This window comes from Pantoea sp. X-Soil-OKNW-556, from assembly GCF_059730695.1.
Genome location: NZ_AP035990.1, coordinates 3,389,668 through 3,411,488 on the forward strand (window position 1 = coordinate 3,389,668; position 21,821 = coordinate 3,411,488).

Genomic DNA, 21,821 nt, shown 5'->3' on the forward strand with positions numbered 1-21,821 from the left:
TCACAGCTTACTCTGCCGTACGGGCATGCCTGCTCCCTACCAAAGGAGAACCTCGCAAAGATAGGTAGAATCTTATCAATAAGATGCAACCTCAATGATGATGGACCTGGCAAAAAATAATGTGTTAACAAGTTAAAAAATATAGAATTGAACTTCAATCCGCAACTAAAGACATATGGATGCCACATGAATAATCCTTTTACATTGGAAATACTTCAAGCTATCAATGATTGGCAGCTAAGTACAACTACAGCTCGAGGAAAAAAATTAGAAAAACTATGTGTACAACTCCCTTCAGAATACAGAACGGTTGACTTCCCTTGTTACAGGAAAATAAATTTGAAGAAAGATGGTGTGTTTAGCGTGTTTGCGCGTCATAGTCTTCCGGAACGAATTTCCTCATGGTCTTCTTCCGTTGATGTCGTGAAGAGTTTTAAGCATGGTGTATCACTTAAAATAGGCGAACAATCCTTTATCTATCAAACTAATCCAGCTCGAAATGAGGTCATTCTTAATCTTATAGCAGTTTACAAATCGTGTTACTTTCATAATGCCCTCAATCAACACAGGAATAACATCAAGAATATTAAGCTAGGCATCGACCGCTATAAAGACACCCAGTCTGAAGTAGTATTAAAGAAGGAAGTAGTTACTCACAAAGACATTTATATGCTGGGTGGTCGCTCTCAGGCTTTTTGTATATCTCACCATTCTGACATCAAAAGCTTGTCATTGAGCAACTCTGTTTATGACATCACGACAAATACAATAATTATCTTTAAATGGTTAACCCCTGAAAAAACAAGTAAAGTTATTTCTAAGGTACTCACTAGGTACCCGCAACCATTTAATGTTTATAGTTTGAATTACGGATATGTAAGATCCAAGAAGTAATAGGAATGAGGGGGAATACAACACACTGGAATTATGAGGTAATATTATATGCGGTTTATATAATTACTCTAATTATTTTACTTCTCCAATTGACTAACACAGACAATACTATTACCGTCGTCCCGGATGATGGTAATGACCTACTCAGACGCTTGTATGACCAAGGCTAGATCAGGATTGATTGTCTCCTGATATCAGGGGAACCCCGGCAAGTTTGAATGTGCAATTAAAACTAAAATAGTCTGTAGGATATTCTGACAATACGGTAATCAATACGACACTTTGTTGATTACGTGAGTGCCAAGCTGTGCGTGGCTTTGAGTAGAAACTCTCTAAATATCTCATTACACCTCCCTTCTATTACCTTCGCCGCTTTCTATCTATTGAATGCCTTTTCATAAATTAGTTATCATAACAGTTATTCTTTCCATGCAACGATGCCCATTCTTCATTCATAGCAGACCTGATATCCTCCCAGTCTGTACGCTGTGTCACAAAAGCGGAAGTACACTGCAACGATTCACTTAGTAAAGAACGAAGTCATTTCTTTAATCTGCCTATATTAACATAAAGAGTTTCAATTAGTTTTTTTGCATTTTGGCTGTAGTGTAAGGCCCTATGGCAATTAGGACAAATTGCAACACAGTTGCTTGTGGTATCCGCTCCGGCTGATGAAAGAGGTACTACGTGATGTACTTCCAGATACGGACTGCCATCATTTAAATAAAACGGTGCCTTTTCACCACAATTTTCACAAATGCCTTTACTTTGCTGCAAGATCCAAGCTTTTACCGCTGGATCTCTAACATAGACCTTTTGAAGTCGCTCTATCGAGCTTGGTGATTTATATCCGTCTGGTTCGGTCAAAGGTTTCTTTATCAGTCGGCTAACCCTTGCGTTCAAAATTCTCTCATCATCTGTAGGCTGCAAGATATCTGATGATTCTCCATATATTACACGGTTCCAAAACTTTTCACTATTGACTGTAGGAACATATATTATTATTCGTTTAGTTCTATTACCTGAAGGTACTTCTTTTCTGCCTGTACTACTGAAATGGGATTGATAACTACACATTTCTTGGCGAATATCTCTAGGGCTATTGCCGACCAAAGCGAAATATTCACCTGGATGGATTTTTCTTTCAGCTATGGACGGCATGTGTTTTTTGGCTGTCGATGAGGCAAGATAGACAACGACGTTTTGCACACCGTAATTAATCAGCCGCTCAATAATACAATCGAGGGCTATATTGTAGTCTTTATTTCTGTGTGCTGGCCCCCAAGATTCAAGAATTAATCCATAAACCCCATCTTCCTCAACTACAGAGCACTCTGCATTTAGTTCAGTACCATCATTATCAAAAATTTGCATCGCATTTATCTTTTTGAGGTTTTATGGAAAATACTAGCTATAACTAGCAATATGAAATTTTCATTAAAAAATAATGTTATCTAGTTGCTATTCAATTGATAAGTAAGTATACCCCCCTAACTTCTTTAATAAGATACCTTAATGGAGAGCTTATGTGGGAAGCCTACATTAGGGAACTGAGAAGAGTTTTATGTAACTTTTATTACACTAACCAAGGCTGCCTTCGACAGTAAACTTGTTAAGTTTAAGAAATAAAAACAGCACAGTAAAAAAACCTAACCAACCACTATTTTTAACTACCGAAAACAACACTCAAAGCAGCATTACTTCCAACTCAACACTTTTGCCCCCCCTTAAATGCCTCAAATATTTTAATTTATAGTTTCTATAATATCAATATCACCGGAGCATTTAATGTAGCTTTAATGAGTGTATAGGATATCTGACTTTGTGTTCTCCAACTGAAAACATTCCTTATTTTAACTTAGCATAGTACATCATAGAACCATCCCCCCTGGATTAAGTAGCACACGCATTAAGATAATTTAACACTATTAAAAAGAACAAAGCTCTCCACCTGTAATCTCTGCACTGAAAAAGGGAATATAAATGAACAAACCAAGCTTAAAACTACTCGCGCTGCATTGTTATATCTATCATTAACTCTGGATAACAGTCGGATAAAGTTTGTAAATTAATACCCGGCGATGTCTTGTGATTATATATAATGCGCTTTCATATCGAAAGCGCATCCAATAAAACCTCATCAATCAACAATTATCAGCACTATTGCTATATTTTAACTAGACTTAAGGTTAGCAAGAGCACGTAATGGTCGTCTTTCCAGCTCGAATGTATCAATAAACTTAAGTGAAGATCTCCCATCAGCTAGCCCCATGGAATCAATCAGAGCATTTCGCTCAGGTTCCTTGGATTGCCATAGGGGATGTGTAACAACTGCACGCCAGAGTTCTTTTCCATCCTGAATTTCGATAAGAACAGGTAACGAATACTCTTTTAACAATTTGATTGTTGCTGGTCGTAGAGCCTCGACGTCTTCCGCTAACTGAAATGCTCTTTCTAGCCATCCCTTCATTTCCGGCTGGTTCCAGTCTGCGGCATTCAGACCACATGCGAATTCGGGCATAACCATCGCACGTAAATAGGCCAAACCTAAACGCCAGTCGAGTAAACCGTGATACTGGCGATTACCATAGCGCTGTATGCACTTGTAACACGCGGTTTGGCATTGAATCGGGTGATCTTTGCTTAAAAAATCAACCATCGGCCATTTGTTATTTTCTTCGAGAATCTCATGTAATAGTTTGACTATCAGAGGAAAGCCGTTAGCAGTAGCTGGTTCGGCAAGCCGTCTGCATAGTCCTGAACCGTTGATTAACGCATCGGCGATTTGCAGTCTTGGTTTACCAAGATGCAGTCGGGGTTCAAGCATTTCAAATTCATCTGGCGAAACATCCAGATAGAGCGCTGCCTTGTGCGTCAAGATCTGGGTCGCACTAATAGCCGCAGCGCGCGAAGGTAAATTCATGTACTCGCCATATCTGGCAACCATATCCATATTAAGGCGAGTATCGAATTTCGTTATTTCAAGATGAAGAGACTCTGTCTCTTTGCTTGATACAAGCCCAAAACTTTTATTCTCGCCGCGAAACTGCCAGCGTGGGTTATCGTGCGATTTTAGCCAATCTGAATCGATAGCCTGCTCACCATTAACTGGCGGGCAATATGTAGAAAAGGGCATTGGCGCTTTTTGATCGTTCACCAAGTCAACATTAAATCGTTCGCCTTCCTTTTCTCCATTAATGGGACCATCATTGAGACGTAGAATGGTCACTTCGCCGCGTTGCACCGTGAAGGAACCGCATTCTGTTGGAACGCCTTCATGTAATACTGTTGCTGTGGTTTTCAACGACATGCGAATAAAGCTATCCATATCGTCTTTGGGTTTGAAATCCGTACGAAAAGCAGCTGGTGTGATATAAAGCTTGAATTCTTTAGGGCTAATCGGCGTGCAGCAATCCTCGCAATTAATGTCGTTGTCAGGTTTATGTAGCTCTAGCTTGGCTGAACCACATGCCGGGCAAACTGCTATATGGCTGCATGACTCCTGCCACGAGCCTACCGTCGAAAGATCCGATATTCGGTTATTCTTGACCTGCGGTTCTTGATAATTACCAGTGAAACCTATTACCTCATGCTTTTTCTTATCCTTAATCAATACTGAGCCAGGAGCATATTCGAAAACTGCGAGATCAAGATCACGATCCATCGTCGACCATTCGTATTCTTCTTGCGCGTTAAGACCTTTTGTTTTCCTCAACCCCAAATAAAGGTTGCGCACCCTAGTCGGCATTCCATACATTGGTAATTTTCCGTGCTCAGCGAGGAAACGTGCAAGCCCCATATCCTCTCCAGTGACATAAATTTTCAGTTCAGAGATTTCATCAATTATGTTTTCCGCATTTAATCTTGAATTAAGACGTTGTTTTTGTTCTGGATCGAACGTTGCTGCTTTAATAAAGCGATTAAGTATATTCTGAGTTGCTTTCAACGCTCCCAGCAACCGCTCAGCCCAATTATTTTCATCGCTATGATAGTAATCATGCGTAGAAATATATTCGCCATGAATATCAGGCGGAACGAGTTTATCTCCAGGGAAAGCTATTCCCTTTTTATTATCCTCTTCACGTAAAAGATTAAATGCAGCTCTAAGCCATACTTTCCGCATAAGTCTTAATGGAATGGCATCGTGATCTACTGCCAAAAAAGGCGGCGGTGGTGGGTCTCCGGTGATCGCATGAGGATGAGCGAAATAGTAAGCATCATGAGTTCTTCCGCGGCAAAATGTGATAACGAAAGAAAAAGCCTGTCCACGTCGCCCAGCGCGGCCGACACGCTGCTGGTAGTTAAACCGCTGAGGAGGCATGTTGGCTTGATAAACCGACTGAAGTGAACCGATATCAATTCCAACTTCCATTGTCGTGGTAACGGCAAGCATATCGATTTCCGCATCTAATTTTTCGAGTTCACTCATTTCATCAACAAAAATGCCCTTAAATTTACGTAGGCGATCAGAGAAATCATCTGTCTGCCCCGTCAATTCCTCGACGTTCAGCCTGAAACGTTTAACTCCGTCTTGCTCTCCACGAACAATGCGTTTACCAAGAAAATTTTCCTTCCATAGCTTTTCGACAACTCCGCTGGGTTCAACTTCAAGTGGGGTTAAGCAGCGAGTACAATTATTAAAACCCAAATGTAAGTGAATTCGCCCACATTTTCTACATTGCCAATAACTATCGCCTGGCTTACTAACTTTGAGGAACAATTTACCTATCTTAATTCGCCCAGCCTTATGCTCAAGCTGAGAGAATTGATTTAAAATACGTGTCAAACCTTCTTGATACCCTCTATCACCGAATAATACTCTGGCAACGCGCTTAACTTTTTCTTTTTCAACATGACTGCCTTCATACCAATCACGGGTACGTGTAGAGTCAAAATATTTATTATCTGTAACGCGATACGCCCCTGAAAACACCCTTAACCATGCATCTAACTCTGGTAAGTCATCTTTATCTGATATACATGGATATGCCAGACCTGTTTCCTCAAGCGCGAAGAAGGTATTAGCAAAAATAACATCATCTATCAGCTCAAATTGATCGCCGGCGACTTTTGTTTTTATCTTCATTTTTTCATGAGAAGATAGTCCATCGCTATATTTAACGACCGTATCTTCTTTAGTAAAATTAGCATGCCAAACATTGCTATCCTCATCATCTGAACTGGAACGATACTTATATGGTGATATTCCCAACCCAACCAGCTCAGATGTAATCCTTCCGATTGAATCACCTTCAGACTCTAACAGCCTATCTATTTTTATGCGTTTATACTTATAAAGATTAGCAATGCTCTCTTGATTTTTTTTTATAGCATATAGTCGGCCGTACTCATTATCATCATTAGCCAGCATGGCTTTGGTCATCTTATCTTTAAGAATATCTTCTGAAATATAATTCTTTTCTGCTTCTTTAAGCATCGTTCTGGCCGCTGCGACCAATATTTCCCTGCGTAGATCGCGCAAGTGCAATCGTTCAATTTCTAGCGCCATAGATGCCGCATCCTGCCGACTATCTGAAAAAACAATACTCTTTGCTTCCGCACCGATCGCATGTAGCAATTCAAATAATTCTGTCGCCACAAGCTGGGATGACTTAGTCACACCAGTACGAAATGCGCGAATGGGCGTTCTGGTACGATTGCTGGCAGGCCGGCTGGAGTAGTCAATGCCACAGTTAGGACAGCAGAAAGGCTGCGCGGAGGGTCTCTTTGTCGGCTCGCCTTTTTTACCCGGAATTGTTTTTTGGAAATACAGATATCCGTGAACCGCGTCAGTATTTGTCGGAAATATTTCCTGCCCGATCGTCACAATGCCTGTAACAGGATTAAGCACCGCCTTATCCCAGACATCCCAACCTTTTTCGCAGCCTACCGGGCTTGAATGAGTAGTATCGACAGGCCAGAAAACCGCAAATTCATCCAACGTCATATCGTCGTAATATTCAGCGCCGGGGCGTTCTGGAAGATTTTCCAGATTGGTCGCCGAAGGTAATAATTCGATTGTCTTACCGCCCTTCTGTCCCTTCTGACCACCGATCAGTAATTCTCCACATGCCTCGCAGTACAACATCTCGAATAAACGGCGGCCTCGTTTCTCCCCCAGGCCTGCTGGAGCGTGCGACAAACCACGCTCCAAACAAAAATCGGAGAATTTCGCCTTTTGCTCTCCCGGCAATACGGAGGCGAAGAAACCCTCAATATTTCTGACGAATGTATGCACGCGAAAAGCTGGTGTGACGTTAGCGGGTTTATCGCATTCTATCTCCGATTCTGGCAGCGCACGCACCAGCATTAATCCGCGTAATGCTAATTCCAATTCACCTTGATTACTTGGGTCTTCCTTCAGAAAAACCTTATCAATGATTATTCCCGGCGGCATCGCTCGCGGCAAATCGCTGCCATCTTCTATACAAGCATTGGTCAGCAACGCTGCTGCTTTCTCAGCTGCTTGTTTAATGCCTTGCATGCTATTTTGCGCTTTCACGTCTAGAGCTATGAAGACATTAGATAAAGCCTGACTAAGCGCGTCCGTCATTTTTAGATTGCGTACTACATTTTCCTGCCCCTCGAGGGCAACACGCATCAATGCGGCGAAAGGCCGCACAGCGATTTTTCCTTCTGGTTTCAATGGTACATAGGGTATTCCCTTAATGACGCAGTTACGCCAGAAATCAGGATCATCACGACCGGGATCGAGAGAATCGCGGCAAGTACCGAAGGGCGAAAATAGATCGCGTAGGTATTTACGAGATTGCTCTCCATCCACGCCATCCATCGGCAGCGATGCTGAAGACGCGAGTAAACGCAGTTTGTAGCGATGTTTCGGGTCGTCAAGCCCGAGTCTTACAATTAGCGACTTAATCAACATCGCGGTCTCAGTTCCAGCAGAACCACGTAATAAATGCAACTCGTCAAATACCAGATAGAAGTATGCGTCGTTATTATTCATTAACCATTCGCGCGTAGCGTCAAATATACCGTCTTCGACTTCGCGCGAAAGCATTGCCCCGAGCATTGAGGCGTTAGTGACGAGGAGGTCAGGCGGAGCAGCCTGCATATCCCAGCGAGACATCATTTCCCCGCCGTCTGTCGAAGGAAATATATATCGAGTCTTTTCCACAGTGTTTTCTTTTTCATCGAACGCGCGTGCAGCCTGCTGATCGCTATCAATACGTTTCAATGCCTTACGTAACTTTTCAAGATTACGAGCACGGCGACTTTTTTCCGATTTGACTCCGGAAAGACGTGGATGGCTGGCATAGCCTGTAATCGGTGTTGCGCTGGTATATTGCCCAAAGAATATCTTGTTTCCGGAGAAATGCTGCTCCATAACCCCACGCGCCCCTTCGGAATCCAGCGTTTTACGCAAACGCGCCATTTGATCTTCAACCAGAGCGTTCATCGGGTAAAGCACCATCGCCCTGAGGGCCGCCGGGCGTTGTTCTCCTTCTCGACGAGAAGTCCAGTTTGTTTTTTCGCCAGTCCACCACCGATTTTGCAGATAGCCTTCGCGAGGCGTGGCCCAGCTGACAGCCTCATTCGATAATGCAGCCAATATAGGCAACATAAAACTTTCGGTTTTTCCCGAACCTGTACCAGATGTCACGATGCCGGGTCTACCGGGAAGAATACCGCGCTCCAGCATTTGCGTCTGGTGGCTATACGGTGCATGGACTGAACGACGCGACCAGACTTCGTCACCTAGTTTCGAATCAAATAGACCGGATAACGCTAGTTCAACGAACGCTTTCCGTCCTTTGGGAGACAAGCTATTGAGCGGTCCACCGTCCATCTCGGCCAGAGCTTCAAGCGTTTTATCAGAAGACTCATACCGCAAAACAGGTTCAATGTAAGGCTCCGCTGCAAATTCTCCGCGACTATTCAAAAGATTGCGTCTTGAGGCCGCGACTGAAGGATCGGCAATTCGAAAGCTAGTTTCTATATATGAAATGAAGAAGTCCTGAATACGGCGAAAACCGCCAATAGGGTCTAACATGATTTCCTTCTCCTATAATTTATTGGGCAAACATCTCGTCATTATTTAAATTTGCATATAAATCGACTAAATATTTTTGATGCATCGCTTTGTTTTCAGTATCAAGCGGCACCACCTCATGTGCCGTTCTCATCGCCCGTAGTGTATTTGCTAGATCCAAACGTCCGGCTGACATTTCATCCGCGATAGCGAGCTTGTCAGGGAAAGAACCTTGCGATTTTGGACCGGGGTCCAGTTCGCTATGATTTTCTGAAGAAAGATATAAAGGAGATAGCGCAATCGCATCCCTAATGACGACATTTTCCATTCGAAGGCGAAGATGTTGTTCCTTAATTTCCTCCGTTTCTTCACAATCTTCGTTTTCAATGGTGCCGCAAATCAGAAAGCGTCGGTGCAAATCACCTCGGTACAATCGATCTTTCAGTGCTGGCAACCAGAAACGCACAGCGGAACACTCGACACGTTCAATCACGGCGAGGATCGTTCGGGGACAAGAAGCCTCACTCAACAATAATCCTTGGTAAAGCGGCGTCGCCATATTATTTCCCGCACGAACCCACAGATCCTCGCAGGAAATTATCGTTGGATCGGCGATCTGTCGAATTGAGCGGCCTGAAGAAATCAGCGATTCAGCAACAGCAAGGAAGTCTTGTGTTTCCGGACCAAATAACAACGGACATTCACCGGCCAACATTAACGCAAGAAATTGCGTCATCAATATTTTTCCGCCAGGTGTCAGCAATTTGTTCTCTCTAACGAGCTGGCCGAATTCTTCGCATGATACTACTCTCGCTTGCGTCGGAAGACATACTTTGGGGAATACTGAATAAGCCATATAACGAAACTTCTCAGCAATCGCGACATCCATCTTTTCGAGTTCAATTTTTGCCTGAGCAGTACGTTCTTCGGTCTCTCTTAAAGATGCTAAACATGCTTCATGATCGTAGGTTAAGGAAGCCAATATATGATGCTGATTTTCGTTCTGGGCGCATAACTCATTGTTGGCGTCTTTCAGACGGCTAATTTCTCTTTCGAGATACTCTTTTTCCTGATTGAACGTTTTTTCTATATCCGCTTTATTTTCTGCAAAATCAGTCTGTAATTTTTCTTTTTGGAGCTGCCATAATTGTGCAATCTCCTCCTCGATTTCGCTTTTCCTTGTCTTATCAAAAACGGTCATTTCCATTTCAATAACTTCACGACGTCGAAGCCGTTCAGCCGAAAATTCATTATCGAGCGCCTTATGCTCTTGGGCGCGCAACTTGACTCGCTCTTCTTCCGCGATGCTTTGTATCTGATGCTCGAGAAGGCGGGTGATGTGCTGGTCCTTCAATACAGCTTCGGTAAATTGACGAGTCAGAGAATCCTGCTCTTCCAGTTTCTTAGCCAACTCTCCTGCCCGAAGCATTTGAGCAGCAGCCAGAAGAGCATCGACGCCGGAAGATAATTTTCCGTTTTGCTCGTCTGTATGCGCTCGAAGCCATGAAGAGATCTCGACCGTCAAATCAGCGCAGGAAAGAAGTTGAATAACGTATTCGATGTACTGCTTATCCGGCGTCCAGTCATGGATCTGGGTAGGCAACGCATCGACATCGGGCATATAAAACAATTTTCCGTTATCAGATATGCCTGATACGGAAATCACGCCGTCTTCACGGAAATCATATTCATAGACGTTCTGACTCTTGGAAATGATCAGACAGCCAGTTTTCGACTCAGTCAGATTTGCCAGAATCAAGCCATCCGGCCCAAAACGAATAGCCCACAACCCCGGTTCGCCATCTGTCGTTATGCCATCAAAGCTTAATTGGCGACGCGCTTCCAGCAGCGACTGGCCAGAAGATAAATCATAATAAGGATAAATACGCCGAGTACGTTTCGCCTGCGCTCTGTTGCGAGTACCAGGCCCAACATGAAAAGCGGCCCATTCGCCCTTACGGAGCGGCAAAGCATCAGAATCGTTAAACTCAACCTCACCCGTACGAGGAAATAGTTTCTTAGGGTTCTCGATCGTACGCCAGCCATCAGGTGTTTCCTGCGCAATAGCTGTAAGGTAGGACTGATAATTTCTGCGATCATATTGACCCAGATACAAAGGGATGTTGCCCATTATTAATTTTCCTTATTATCCCAGCGTCAATGTTAGTCGACCGTTTCTCCATATCGGACGTATTCTTCCGCCAGAATGGCGACTGACTGAAACTAGTCGGCTTGAATCGTCCTCGCCATTTGACGAGAGAGAATAAAAACATCCCGGAAGTAGCGACTCTAGCCAGTGGAAAGATATGTCATCGACGGGATAGGTGTAACCGGAGTCCATCGGACCTCCGTTTCTGAGCGCGTGACGCCGTATTCCCGTAGCCAATACGTCGGGCAGGCCACAATCATTGATAAGACACAGCAGATGATTTTTAGCGACGCGTTCAAACATGGGTTCCCTGTTATTTGCGCCAGCGGCGATAATAGCTGCGGTTCGGGAAAGATAATGTGTTGTTTTTCTTCCGGAAATAACCCGATAGATATCATGATCTCGCCCCCCAGGATGAGTATGCAGTGACAGCGACGCAGATTCTTTATCCTGGATACCATGTTGCTGAAATCGCCCTGAATGCCAGTCCCAGACCGCAGCTAGATCATGTAATTCAGCAGCGCGTTCTGTCGTGGCTAGTGAAAGCGGTATTGTATCGGATGACGATGAGGCTTCGATTAGCGGCCATCCTAGACGCTGAGATAACGCAACAGGATCAGCAAGTACAGCGCCAAACACAGGGGGCGACCAAAGGCTAACGCCGCAACGACGAAAACTTTTTCCGCCCAACCCAGCGACCACTTTTTGAAAATCATCCACCAGTCTGGCGCAGACTGCGCCTTCCACAACAATTAGAGAATTTTCTCCGTTACGAATATGAAGCAATGAAGATTTAACCAGCGTCCATGCCCGGCCTTTCCATCCGGGACGCAGGCGTGGCTCGATCAGACCCGCATTTTGTAAACAACGAATCAAATGCCATACGTTGATCTTCCCGTCTACAAGCCTTAGAAGCGCGATTAACTCGGCCTCTTCCCAGCCGCTTGCTCCGCTGGCGTATATCGCCTCCAGAAGATGATCGCAACATACTTCGCTATCTTCCCATTGAAACTGACCTTCGAAATTAAATGTCGGCACCTTTAGTGAAGACGTCGACCAGTCGCAAAACGGCTCAAACCGGTATCTTGCACTTTCGCCTAAAGTCGGGTGCGGTACAGCGTAGGTGAAAAAACGCGCGCGACGCCGCCACGGCGGAGTTTTTTCTCCCGTCTCAAGCGCTGGCTCGATGGAAAGTTCACAGTTAAGAGGTACAGAAGAAATCAAACGGCCATCAATTACAGAAACGTTGATTCCTGCTTCATCATTCCCAGATGAATATATTTTGTATCGTAGCGTATCTGACTCAATAAAAGGCAAAAATGCGGGTAATCCCAGCCATCCGCCGGGGAGGCGTATTCCACCGTATAGCTGAGGGCGCGTGACGTCATCACCCTGAGTGCCCCATGAGGGTCTCAGTAAGCGAAATATATCCATCGCCGAGACTAGGTTCAGAGGCTGGACCGTTAAAATCCAATCGTCCTCTACAATATAACCGTTGAGACGCTTGCTTATCTGTACGGAATGTTTACTGGATAAGGCAATATGAAACCGTTGCGAGTTTACGTCAGGAGACGGTTTCGCTCTCCAGCGCCCGTGCCCGATCTCATCAAAAAATAGTAAGCCGGCCTGCGACGCCTTGCCCAGATTTTCGCTGCTCCCTGCACCACGGTCTTTAAGAGCTTTGGATAACACAGGATAAAAAACGGTTTCGCCTGTATCGCCCACACTACTGAAATAACATCGTGAACCGTCAAAGTCGACATACATATCAATAATGATTTGATGATTCGGTGCGCCGGATGATATTTCGAACGCCCGTTGACGCAGGCGCCAGAAAGGCATATCGAATAGTGCGCGGTGCCCTAGTAACCACGCGTCTCTGAATTCTGCGTAAGCCTCCTTCAGCGCATAAGAAACGCCAGGTCTTTGAATAACAATCTGAAAACACTTGATTAACTGGCGCGGATCAGCGGCCGCTTGCGGATAACGTTCCAAGCACTCGCTCATCAGGCGTAGATCGGCTTTATTAGGGAATGCCAACCGCAAGGTGTGACCGATTTGAACCCAACCATCCCGCGGCGGCAGGACAAGATGCCGGTAAGACTCACCTTCCAGAATTCGTTGGTTAAGCCATTCGGCTAATGCCTCCCACATCTGGTTGACGCCAGATAAATTCTGAAAACTATGCGAGGTCTGCAGCCAGTTCTGTAGCTTCAGACGAAAGTCATTGCGCTCTTCCTGTGCGTCGAATTGGCTGCTAATAAGCAACGTCATGACCAGATAAGTAAAAAATCCGGGCGTATCACGAGTCGACTTTTCTATCATGCCGTATTCAAGGCGCTGTGGCAGATCCCGTATTTTTGACATACAGGTTCGAAACGCTTCTTCAATTTCATTCGCATTAGCACTGCTGTCAGCGAATGCTGCCGCAAGCGTCGACGGCGTAACCTCAAACCAGCGAATATCCTGCGCGTCGCCGCCGGCACCGAACCGGAGAAAATAATCAATCAGTTTACTTTCCCAACCATCGGGCGTAACGAGAGACGTCCAGTTCATTCAGGTATATCCTCCGTCCGCTGACTATTGATTCGGATTGCCATCACCAGTGGCTCCAGAATACGTTCTGCCAGAAAACGAACGGGAGGAACGGCAAGGCCGTCACCTATCACTTTGAATGCTGACTGATACGCAGCTGGGAGGATGAAATCATCCGGCAACCCCATTAACGCCGCCGCTTCTTTGACCGACAACAAACGCGTTTTCACTTGGCTACCTTTTACAACGATAATACGAGGACGAGAAGCTCCGCCTTTTGGCGTTCTCAGGCAACCAAGAACTGTCGAGAACGTTATTTCGGTCCGTTGCCGGTTGACGCCTTTTTCTTTGCGCATGCGTAAATAAAGGCTGCCTGCAATTGTCTCGCCGGATGCCTGCGCGTTCGCCAGACGCGCCAAATTAGCCGGTGCCATCATACTGATAAGCCGTTGTGTTTCCTCGGCAGAATGCCATAGCGCGTTTTCATGCTCAAAATCGATTAAGTCGTCCAGTTCCCTCATTCTGGCGTCTGGTAAATCGCCAGGCGACCACCAGATCCAGTCATTGCGAGCTTCCTTCGCCAGCGCATCGCAGGCGCGTAGGAGCGAAGGTGAATGCCATTGCGACAAAGGTTCTTCTGAAACCAAACATTCAGGAATGGAAACATGGCGACTAATCGCAACAACAAATACGCGGGGGCGGGACTGTGGTAGAAAGTGCTTTGCATCGATGATTATTGCGCCATACCGATAGCCAGTTTTGCTTAGCTGATGGCATATCGCGGCGAAATGGCTCCCCTTATCCAGCGTCAGCAATCCAAGAACATTTTCAAGAACAAGAATCGGCGGCTTACGGTTTTCCTCGCCGAGCTTGCTTATTAAATCGAGGAATGGCCATATCGCACCGGAACGCGTGGTTTCATCCGCACTGGAATCTCTTTCGCCAATTCCCAAGCCATTACCGGCCAGAGACAAATCCTGGCAAGGAAATGACGCCCAGCTTAAATCAGCGTGGAGAGGCAGTTCAAAGGAGGTAACCTCTCGAACATCACGCATGTCGAGATGTTCGTCACCCCAGTTATCGATGTAGGTCGATGCTTTTATCGGGTCCATGTCGTTGGCAAAAAGGCATCGCCATTGTTTTCCCAGCCCAGCCCTAGCCATACCGCCGCCCGCGAAAAACTCATAGAAACTAAACCCTGCCTCGTAAGGTTCTGTTAAATGATTGTCACTCATGGCAGCCTTAGTGCTCATGACCTGACCATAAAATAGTATTGCTGAATCGGGGCATCGTTCAATTTCCTGAAAGAGGTATTCTTAACTAGATAGTCTATAAAATCAGGAAGATAATATCTATATTGATAATTGTATCGGTCATGTGACAAAGCATGAAAATAACTGAAAAATAAGATATTTTTCGAAATCATCAAGCAAGACTGTTGAATCGGCAATGTTAGAAATGCAAACAGTCAGCATCTGTGCTGTAAATTGTTTTTTATTTAGAAAAATTCACTATTGGAGCAGATAACTAAGATGTCATTTTCCATTCTCCCTTGGTCTGAGCTGGCACCACGATATGATGGGACAATTTTGCTGGGCAACGGTGCAAGCATCGCCGTCAGTCCTCGTTTTGCATATGGCTCTCTTCTTGAACACGTCACCCAAAAAGAGAGTCTGGAGGCAGATGTACGAAAACTTTTTGACTTTTTTCAAACTAAAGATTTCGAACTCATTCTGCGTATTGTTTGGCAGGCGTCAAACGTCAACAAATCATTAGAAATTGAAGATGCCCGCACTCATGAGGCCTACCTACGAATACGTGAATGCCTTATTCAAGCTGTACGAGATGTGCATCCTGAGCATGATGAAGTTGACGAACAGCTGCCATATATTTACGAGTTTCTGAAAAGATTTAACACGGTCATTTCGCTTAACTACGATCTGATCGTCTATTGGGCAATGACATATGGTCTGGATCTCAACGACCATCATCGGTTTAAGGACTGCTTTCTTGCCAGAGGCCTTTTTGAGCAGGACTGGCAACGGTTAAGAGGAATGCTTGGAAATGAACAATCGAATACACTTGTTTTTTATCCACATGGCAGCCTCATATTGTGCCGTAATCGTATTGAACAAGAGAGTAAAATTCATATTAGGAATGCAGGTTTACTTGAATCGATTCTGAAGCGGTGGCAAAGCGAGGAAGTTGTTCCTCTGTTTGTTAGTGAAGGAACGCATGAACAAAAAGTAAACTCGATTCAGAGCAGTTTTTATCTTTCAACGGTTTATCGGGAAGTACTTACCGAACAGCGTGAAAATCTTGTGATTCTAGGCTGGGGAATGGGAGAACATGATGTACATCTACTAAAACGAATGGCTAGTGCAGGCATAAAAAAAGTCGCAGTATCTGTATTCAGAAGAGACCAAGCATATTGCAATAGAGCCAACCAATTAATCAAAGATAATCTTGGAAAAAACATTTTGATAGAGTTTTTTGACAGTGAAAGTCCCGGATGCTGGAATCAGCAGCCAGAAATTTGATGCAGGGACTGTAATTGATAATAGTATAGAGGCATGGCTAAGATGGCGCGTTACCATGCTTTTTTTAAGCGATTCCTGTAAATTATTCTATTCAATTGCCACCATATTAAAGGTTAGCACCCAGACGATCACCGAACTCGATAATAAAACGGTTCATTGTCAGCCTCCAGTTGTGGATCGACATAATACATTTCTTCGACTCATCATTGATAGCCAGATAAATCACCTCATAGATCGAGTAGTCTACCGGGAACACCTTGCGCTTTGTAATAGCTGCATGTATTCACCAACATAGTGGGCTAAGGTTCGCGTTAACTGAGACATCTAATCTGCAAGCAGTGCCACATATTTACAGCAGCAAAGAGAGCACTGCAAAAAAGTTGAAAGGCCGTTGTAGAAGTTGGTCACCAGCTTTTTGTTGTGCGCTTTCTGCGATTTGTTCGGCATTTATTTATGTGGCGGTTAAGTAAGTCAGGTCAAATTAAGAGGGCATGCTTTCTTAGCTCTCTGATGAATCATCAGTCACTCAGAAAACTGATCGGTAAAAACGATCGATAACGATTTATCGATCTATCAAAACGATTATCTTTGCCACCGCCGCGTTGTTTATCCTTCCCATTCATTAACCTGCATGCATCGGTTTTGTGCCCACCAGCCTGCACGGATGCCACCTCCTCAGGAATGCCCACATGAAACGCTGCGAGCGTTGCAACAAAAAGCGCGGTTTCATTGAGCACCTGCTGTCCACGGATAAAACGCTTTGTGAAGAGTGTTTGCATGACTTGATGCGTGAAGTCCGGGAGAAAACATCAGTGCCAGTCAGGCCACGCAAACGTTGAGAAGTGTTGACACTACTATGCCGAACCCCGTTGATGTCAGCGTTATTATCCCTGCATGGAATGCAGCCAATACCATTCGCGCACTTATCAACCAGCTGTTGAGCGAACACAACGTCAGCATGGAGATCATCGTGGTGGACGACAGTTCCACAGACGACACCCGCCACATCGTCGCCAGTGTTGAAGACCCGCGCCTGGTGCTAGTGACACAGTCGAACCAGGGGGTTTACGCGGCACGAAACGCTGCGCTAGCGATTCACCGGGGGGAGTGGCTGATGTTCCTCGATGCGGATGACGAGGTGAGCGACGGGTTTGTTTATAACCGCTGGCAAAAAGTGCAGGCAGCACAGGCCGATGTGATGGTTTGCAACGGCTGGCGGATTGAGCCTGACGGTCGTAGCAGAGCGATACATACCCGCCAGCCTTACGGGCAGTTGCTATCGGGCCATGACTGGATCCGTCACTGCGTCACACAACGCGAATGGCCGCACTATCTCTGGTTGCAGATTGCACGTTCATCCTGCATCCGTTTGCATCATTTGCAGTTCCATCCGGGCAAAAGCCATAAAGACATTCTCTGGACAATTGAACTGGCTCTGAACAACGCGCAGTTCTTCATCGCTGATGATAAAGATTACGCGTACCGAATTAACACGGCCTCCATCACCAACCGTGCTGATTATTACGATGTCAGGGCGATAAGTTACCTGGAAGTAATTGCTGAAATAATTCGGCTTAGTGAGCAACCTGAGCATCAGGCCGTGCGCAGGTATCTGCTCCGGCACGCACTGGTAGAGTCCCGTCATTTTCTGGGGCTCTACCGCAATAACGTTCGCGATAAGGCGGTAATGCGGTAATGCGGTAATGCGGTAATGCGGTAATGCGGTAATGCGGTAATGCGGAGCAGTTTCCATGAGCGGGTTTACTCCGGTAGCTTGTTTCGTGGCATAAGTAATTTCAGCGATCTGTGCTTTTATCTGAAGTTATGGCTGAGGATGCGGGGCTGGAATTAAAACCAGTGGGATGAGTGCGGGTCTCACTCCCTACCGGGTGGTCTTCTAAAACTAAGGCGAATACAGGTATCAGGACTGCCTATTTTTGCTCAAAATCCATTCATCGACTTCCGACTCCAGCCAGCCAACCGCTTTTACTCCAATTTTTATCCTCAACGGAAAAGTCGGGTCATAACGGGTCGAATCCGGGTCAAGCCAGTCATATACCGTTGAACGACCAATTCCTAACTTCTTGACAAGTGCCGGTATGCGCAGGATTTTAACGGCTGCTGGTTCCATGATAAGGCTTCCTCTTTTGGTTTGCTTTGGACGGGAGCCAGACTATCTGCTGCTGCAGTTGTGCAACATACGGCTGCAATACCTCATTTTTTACGGAGTGCAACTAACTGAAATATAGATGATTTTAATTTTGATAATTTTATCACTGCTCTGAAAACTACTTTCAACAACAAGAGCGCAGCATTGTCGTTGAGACTCAGGTTGGCTGAGCGGGAACAGGAAGAGGCGGTTTCAGATGCCAATGAATATCACGAGTTTGTACTATCGCTGGTTGAAAGCATGTTTAAGAATCCGGTAGTACGCCGTAAGTTTGATGATCAAGTTCACAGGATGACATTTGATGAACCGGTCACAACTCGCGAAACTATAGGTGATCTTGTTTTTCTGGCTGATGTTAACTGGCATCTGGGACTTGGACTCCTGAACACGAATAAAAATGAAGCGATAAAGTGCCTTCTCCGGGGTATTGAACACCTTGATTACTGCCGAGGTCTCGCAGATGAAGAATTGTGGCAACAGGATCAGGCCGTAAAAACGGACGTTCCCACGCAGGGTGGCAAAAGTAAAGCAGCTCGCTTTGATGCCGTTAAAACTGAAATTATCAGACTGTTGCAAGAAACGTGCCCCGCAGGCGGGTGGAACACTAAATTAGAAGCGTTAAAAACCATAGAGAATGGAATAAATAAACTGGAATGGCCATCTGCCCGTGATCGAAATAATCAGTCCAAAACGAGAGATGAAATATTTGCAATGAAGATGCACAGGGTTGAGGTCTGGTCAAGTCAGGATCAGAAAATCAAAGCTGCATTTGATAATGTCGTAAAGCCTAAAAAGAAATAGCTGTGATTAAAGCCAAATATACTGGCAGCCGATATGACCAGACTGCCAGTTTTATCCGTACATACTACCTGCGACTCGAACCAATAGAACGATACCCATCACCATAGGGCTTAGAATAATTTTTCACCATGCAATCAATATTACGCAGCAGGTCAGTCGCTTCCTGCATATAATTGGCTGAATTGCCATGCAGATAGCAACATGCCTTTTCAGGGAAATGAACCAATTGCCGGTGTTGCTCCCATTCCAGACTTAACGCACTACACCATGCCTGTTGAATTAAGGCAGCCAGGCTGTTATCGGAATCAAAATTGCCTGACCCCTTGTAGATATTTTTATTCAGCAGAAGCAGAACATGATAATGCTTGCGACGATTAAGCTCACCAAGCTCTCGCACCCAGATATAACGTAAGCGATTACGCATGGTGCGATTCCATCGTTCGCTACGCTTCCGGCAGTCCACCGCTAACTTGGCTTTAAAGGATCCAATAAAGCGTGTGATTTCTTTGCTGGATATTTCATACCGATAATCCTTTGAAAAGCGCAAATCAACCCGTAGCGCTAAAGTACGAGGGAATTGCTCAACAGCATCATGAATGACATTCATAAAGTCCTGTCGATATTGTTCATTATGAGAACTATTATCCATTTCAATACCTTTAAGTTAATTCGATTAATTATGACAGCAGACTAAAGCGCAACCATTGCAAGCTTATTCGTTGCACACACTACGCATGAGTAATAAACACTGACGAGTGATTAATGATATGTACCTACACTCAATTGATAACAATCTAGGATGACTAGACCATTAGATCAATGCATTGATGGTTAATGAGTATGTATAATTAACCATCAATGAATATGATGGAGGTATACGTATATATAATACTACACCGACAGTTAAATATTAATTATTCAGACCAAAGCAATAGTATGTGCCCATGACTGATGGGCACATGAAAAACAAAGCCTCAATAATTTCACTCTGAAATTAATTTATTGTAATTCTATTAAATTTAGCTGCTACAACTTGCTACAGTCGCAGGTGTAGCAACTCAGTAGTACTCAAAAACAGGGTTTTTAGTGAAAGTATTACCACGAAAATTACGACCTCTCAGCACCAACCTTGCTCCATGGAGTGAGAAGTCAATTTCAATGGCTTTTTCTTTTTTCAGGTTGCTGATTACTTTATCCAGTAATCTACCTTTCCGCAGAACATTAGGTCCAGACCTTCTGATATCATTATATTTGATATCAGCATCTGAGCGATAATATTCACGGCGCAGCCATGATAACAAGAGCGCTTCATAGTAGCCTTCTTCATAACCAAAAAGATTAATGGCTTGTTTCATGTACCATTCGCATATCAACCATGCACTTTCGACATGCTCCTTTTCAATCGGACGCTCACCCTGGGTAAAGTAACTCAGTAAAGCTGATAAACGAGCAACATTATTAGCAAGCTTGGACGCAAAGTCATTCATGTTGGCGTAATCTTCATCCGGACCGATACGGCTTTCAATCAGATTATAAATTTCCTGCCATTCATACAAAGCAGCAGGAGTGAAGTACAGAGTTTTTTCAGAAGGCACTTCATCCTGTAAATCTTTCTCATTCAGAAGTTCATTTATTCGTTTATGGAAGAGTGTCAGATAATGAGAGTTTTTTGGGCGCTCATCGATATATCGCTCACCTTGTGTGGAAAGCTGTTCATCAATATTAACTATCAGGCAACGCGCAAAGAAGCCACTACCGCGGGCTTTTTCTCCCTGGCGCCTTAAATATAAATCAAAAGGTTTTTTCTGCACCATCACAGACAAGGTGATGCGACCATTTACGATAGTAAAACTCGGCGACGTTTTTCGTTCAACACTAAAAGGAACGCCATCCCACATTGAGCAAGTAAAGCTGAATTCGTTCATCACTTTACGATCCAGAATATTTGTTCCCTCATCGGCAATCAATCCTACGTGCGAACCATGATTATACATCGCATGTTGTAGAGCCTCGGGAGTGACGTTGTTATAAATGAGTTTGTTCATTTTGGGCAGAAAAGGCTTTTCAAGTTGCAATTCGACTAACGCATCAGACAATGCAGCAGTGCATTGCCCCTTGACTGTTTTTTTCCTGATTTGACTCAGAATACCTTTTTCTCTCTCACGCCATGCCATCAGCCTGGCACCATGACCTGACTTCAGTTCATCAGACTGTGCCAGTTTGATTTTGTCATGTTGATAAAATGGTGCGAGAACCATTCGGTCAACGGATGTTTTTCTTTCTCCAGAATTAGCAATTACCAGAGAAAAAATAGAGGTGTTATATTCAAGACTATCATTCACCCTCACTTTTATTAAACCCTGGCATGCCAGAGAGAGCGCGCTAATAACAGAGGATGTTATTAAAGCCCGTGGGGCTTGTGTATGCTCCGCTATATCATAAATGGTTTCACGAATGAGCTCAGGAAGTGCATTGACTGGAATGTTAGACATGTTTCGCCTGTAGTCTGTTGGTATGCAGTGGTAGCAATTAATAGCAAACCCGATCGCACGTCAATATCAAAATAAATATCGAACCAAATTGCATTTTATAAGACCTGGCTGGATGTTTTGTTTCTCACTGGAGTCGATTGGACTGAAATAGACAAATCAGGATGAATTATAAAGTTGATGAGGTTACACATCAGGGTTTTTAAATCACCCTCCCGCAAGAGGAACTTCACATTTTCGCTGCTTTAAT

Annotated in this window: 13 protein-coding genes and 1 pseudogene; 4 read left to right on the forward strand and 10 right to left on the reverse strand. The window is 44.5% G+C overall.

Features of this window, described 5'->3' with window-relative positions; all coding sequences use genetic code 11:
• The first annotated feature begins 186 nt into the window (after positions 1-186).
• Positions 187-894, forward strand: coding sequence for a hypothetical protein (locus AC6I8T_RS15850; RefSeq protein WP_497834113.1), 708 nt, complete (start codon positions 187-189; stop codon positions 892-894).
• A gap of 540 nt (positions 895-1,434) precedes the next feature.
• Here the strand turns inward: AC6I8T_RS15850 and AC6I8T_RS15855 are convergent.
• The 5 genes from AC6I8T_RS15855 to AC6I8T_RS15875 all read right to left on the reverse strand — a co-directional run bounded on the left by AC6I8T_RS15855 (position 1,435) and on the right by AC6I8T_RS15875 (position 14,806).
• Positions 1,435-2,268, reverse strand: a complete 834-nt coding sequence (locus tag AC6I8T_RS15855) for an HNH endonuclease (protein ID WP_497834114.1) — start codon at positions 2,266-2,268, stop codon at positions 1,435-1,437.
• Positions 2,269-3,067: 799 nt separating this feature from the next.
• The gene (locus AC6I8T_RS15860) at positions 3,068-8,908 is read right to left on the reverse strand and encodes a DEAD/DEAH box helicase (protein ID WP_497834115.1); all 5,841 of its coding nucleotides are present in this window, start codon (positions 8,906-8,908) and stop codon (positions 3,068-3,070) included.
• Positions 8,909-8,927: 19 nt separating this feature from the next.
• Positions 8,928-11,018 carry a hypothetical protein gene (locus tag AC6I8T_RS15865; RefSeq protein ID WP_497834116.1) on the reverse strand — a complete coding sequence of 697 codons (2,091 nt, stop codon included), beginning with the start codon at positions 11,016-11,018 and terminating at the stop codon, positions 8,928-8,930.
• A gap of 15 nt (positions 11,019-11,033) precedes the next feature.
• Entirely contained in the window at positions 11,034-13,592 is a 2,559-nt protein-coding gene (locus AC6I8T_RS15870; RefSeq protein ID WP_497834117.1) for a hypothetical protein, read from the reverse strand.
• Entirely contained in the window at positions 13,589-14,806 is a 1,218-nt protein-coding gene (locus AC6I8T_RS15875; protein WP_497834118.1) for a DNA cytosine methyltransferase, read from the reverse strand. Before AC6I8T_RS15875 ends, AC6I8T_RS15870 begins: the two co-directional genes overlap by 4 nt.
• Positions 14,807-15,103: 297 nt before the next feature.
• Between AC6I8T_RS15875 and AC6I8T_RS15880 the strand changes: the two genes are divergently transcribed.
• Complete coding sequence (locus AC6I8T_RS15880) at positions 15,104-16,111, forward strand: DUF4917 family protein (RefSeq protein ID WP_497834119.1); 1,008 nt, start codon at positions 15,104-15,106, stop codon at positions 16,109-16,111.
• A gap of 106 nt (positions 16,112-16,217) precedes the next feature.
• Here AC6I8T_RS15880 and AC6I8T_RS15885 read toward each other — a convergent pair.
• A pseudogene (locus tag AC6I8T_RS15885) lies at positions 16,218-16,394 on the reverse strand (IS256 family transposase); the annotation flags it as partial.
• A 235-nt stretch (positions 16,395-16,629) separates the two neighbouring features.
• Entirely contained in the window at positions 16,630-16,890 is a 261-nt protein-coding gene (locus AC6I8T_RS15890; protein ID WP_497834120.1) for a hypothetical protein, read from the reverse strand.
• A gap of 77 nt (positions 16,891-16,967) precedes the next feature.
• Between AC6I8T_RS15890 and AC6I8T_RS15895 the strand changes: the two genes are divergently transcribed.
• The gene (locus tag AC6I8T_RS15895; protein ID WP_497834121.1) at positions 16,968-17,807 is read left to right on the forward strand and encodes a glycosyltransferase; all 840 of its coding nucleotides are present in this window, start codon (positions 16,968-16,970) and stop codon (positions 17,805-17,807) included.
• Between the two features lie 225 nt (positions 17,808-18,032).
• On the opposite strand, the gene AC6I8T_RS15900 is transcribed toward AC6I8T_RS15895, so the two are convergent.
• Positions 18,033-18,242 (reverse strand): helix-turn-helix transcriptional regulator, encoded by a 210-nt coding sequence (locus AC6I8T_RS15900; protein ID WP_497834122.1) that lies wholly within the window; start codon positions 18,240-18,242, stop codon positions 18,033-18,035.
• A 201-nt stretch (positions 18,243-18,443) separates the two neighbouring features.
• Here AC6I8T_RS15900 and AC6I8T_RS15905 point away from each other — a divergent pair, with 201 nt between their 5' ends.
• On the forward strand, positions 18,444-19,082 hold the full coding sequence (locus tag AC6I8T_RS15905; RefSeq protein WP_497834123.1) for a hypothetical protein: 639 nt from the start codon (positions 18,444-18,446) through the stop codon (positions 19,080-19,082).
• 64 nt (positions 19,083-19,146) lie between these two features.
• On the opposite strand, the gene AC6I8T_RS15910 is transcribed toward AC6I8T_RS15905, so the two are convergent.
• Together AC6I8T_RS15910 and AC6I8T_RS15915 are read right to left on the reverse strand one after the other, a co-directional pair.
• A complete protein-coding gene (locus AC6I8T_RS15910; RefSeq protein WP_497834124.1) occupies positions 19,147-19,731 on the reverse strand; it encodes an inovirus Gp2 family protein in 585 nt (194 codons plus the stop codon).
• A 409-nt stretch (positions 19,732-20,140) separates the two neighbouring features.
• Positions 20,141-21,574 carry a YfjI family protein gene (locus AC6I8T_RS15915; RefSeq protein ID WP_497834125.1) on the reverse strand — a complete coding sequence of 478 codons (1,434 nt, stop codon included), beginning with the start codon at positions 21,572-21,574 and terminating at the stop codon, positions 20,141-20,143.
• Positions 21,575-21,821 lie beyond the last annotated feature (247 nt).

Bases quoted from the DNA above. Each gene is read 5' to 3' on its own strand.
- AC6I8T_RS15850 (WP_497834113.1), top strand. From the start codon at position 187: ATGAATAATCCTTTTACATTGGAAATACTTCAAGCTATCAATGATTGG.
- AC6I8T_RS15855 (WP_497834114.1), bottom strand. From the start codon at position 2,268: ATGCAAATTTTTGATAATGATGGTACTGAACTAAATGCAGAGTGCTCT.
- AC6I8T_RS15860 (WP_497834115.1), bottom strand. From the start codon at position 8,908: ATGTTAGACCCTATTGGCGGTTTTCGCCGTATTCAGGACTTCTTCATT.
- AC6I8T_RS15865 (WP_497834116.1), bottom strand. From the start codon at position 11,018: ATGGGCAACATCCCTTTGTATCTGGGTCAATATGATCGCAGAAATTAT.
- AC6I8T_RS15870 (WP_497834117.1), bottom strand. From the start codon at position 13,592: ATGAACTGGACGTCTCTCGTTACGCCCGATGGTTGGGAAAGTAAACTG.
- AC6I8T_RS15875 (WP_497834118.1), bottom strand. From the start codon at position 14,806: ATGAGTGACAATCATTTAACAGAACCTTACGAGGCAGGGTTTAGTTTC.
- AC6I8T_RS15880 (WP_497834119.1), top strand. From the start codon at position 15,104: ATGTCATTTTCCATTCTCCCTTGGTCTGAGCTGGCACCACGATATGAT.
- AC6I8T_RS15890 (WP_497834120.1), bottom strand. From the start codon at position 16,890: ATGCAAACACTCTTCACAAAGCGTTTTATCCGTGGACAGCAGGTGCTC.
- AC6I8T_RS15895 (WP_497834121.1), top strand. From the start codon at position 16,968: ATGCCGAACCCCGTTGATGTCAGCGTTATTATCCCTGCATGGAATGCA.
- AC6I8T_RS15900 (WP_497834122.1), bottom strand. From the start codon at position 18,242: ATGGAACCAGCAGCCGTTAAAATCCTGCGCATACCGGCACTTGTCAAG.
- AC6I8T_RS15910 (WP_497834124.1), bottom strand. From the start codon at position 19,731: ATGGATAATAGTTCTCATAATGAACAATATCGACAGGACTTTATGAAT.
- AC6I8T_RS15915 (WP_497834125.1), bottom strand. From the start codon at position 21,574: ATGTCTAACATTCCAGTCAATGCACTTCCTGAGCTCATTCGTGAAACC.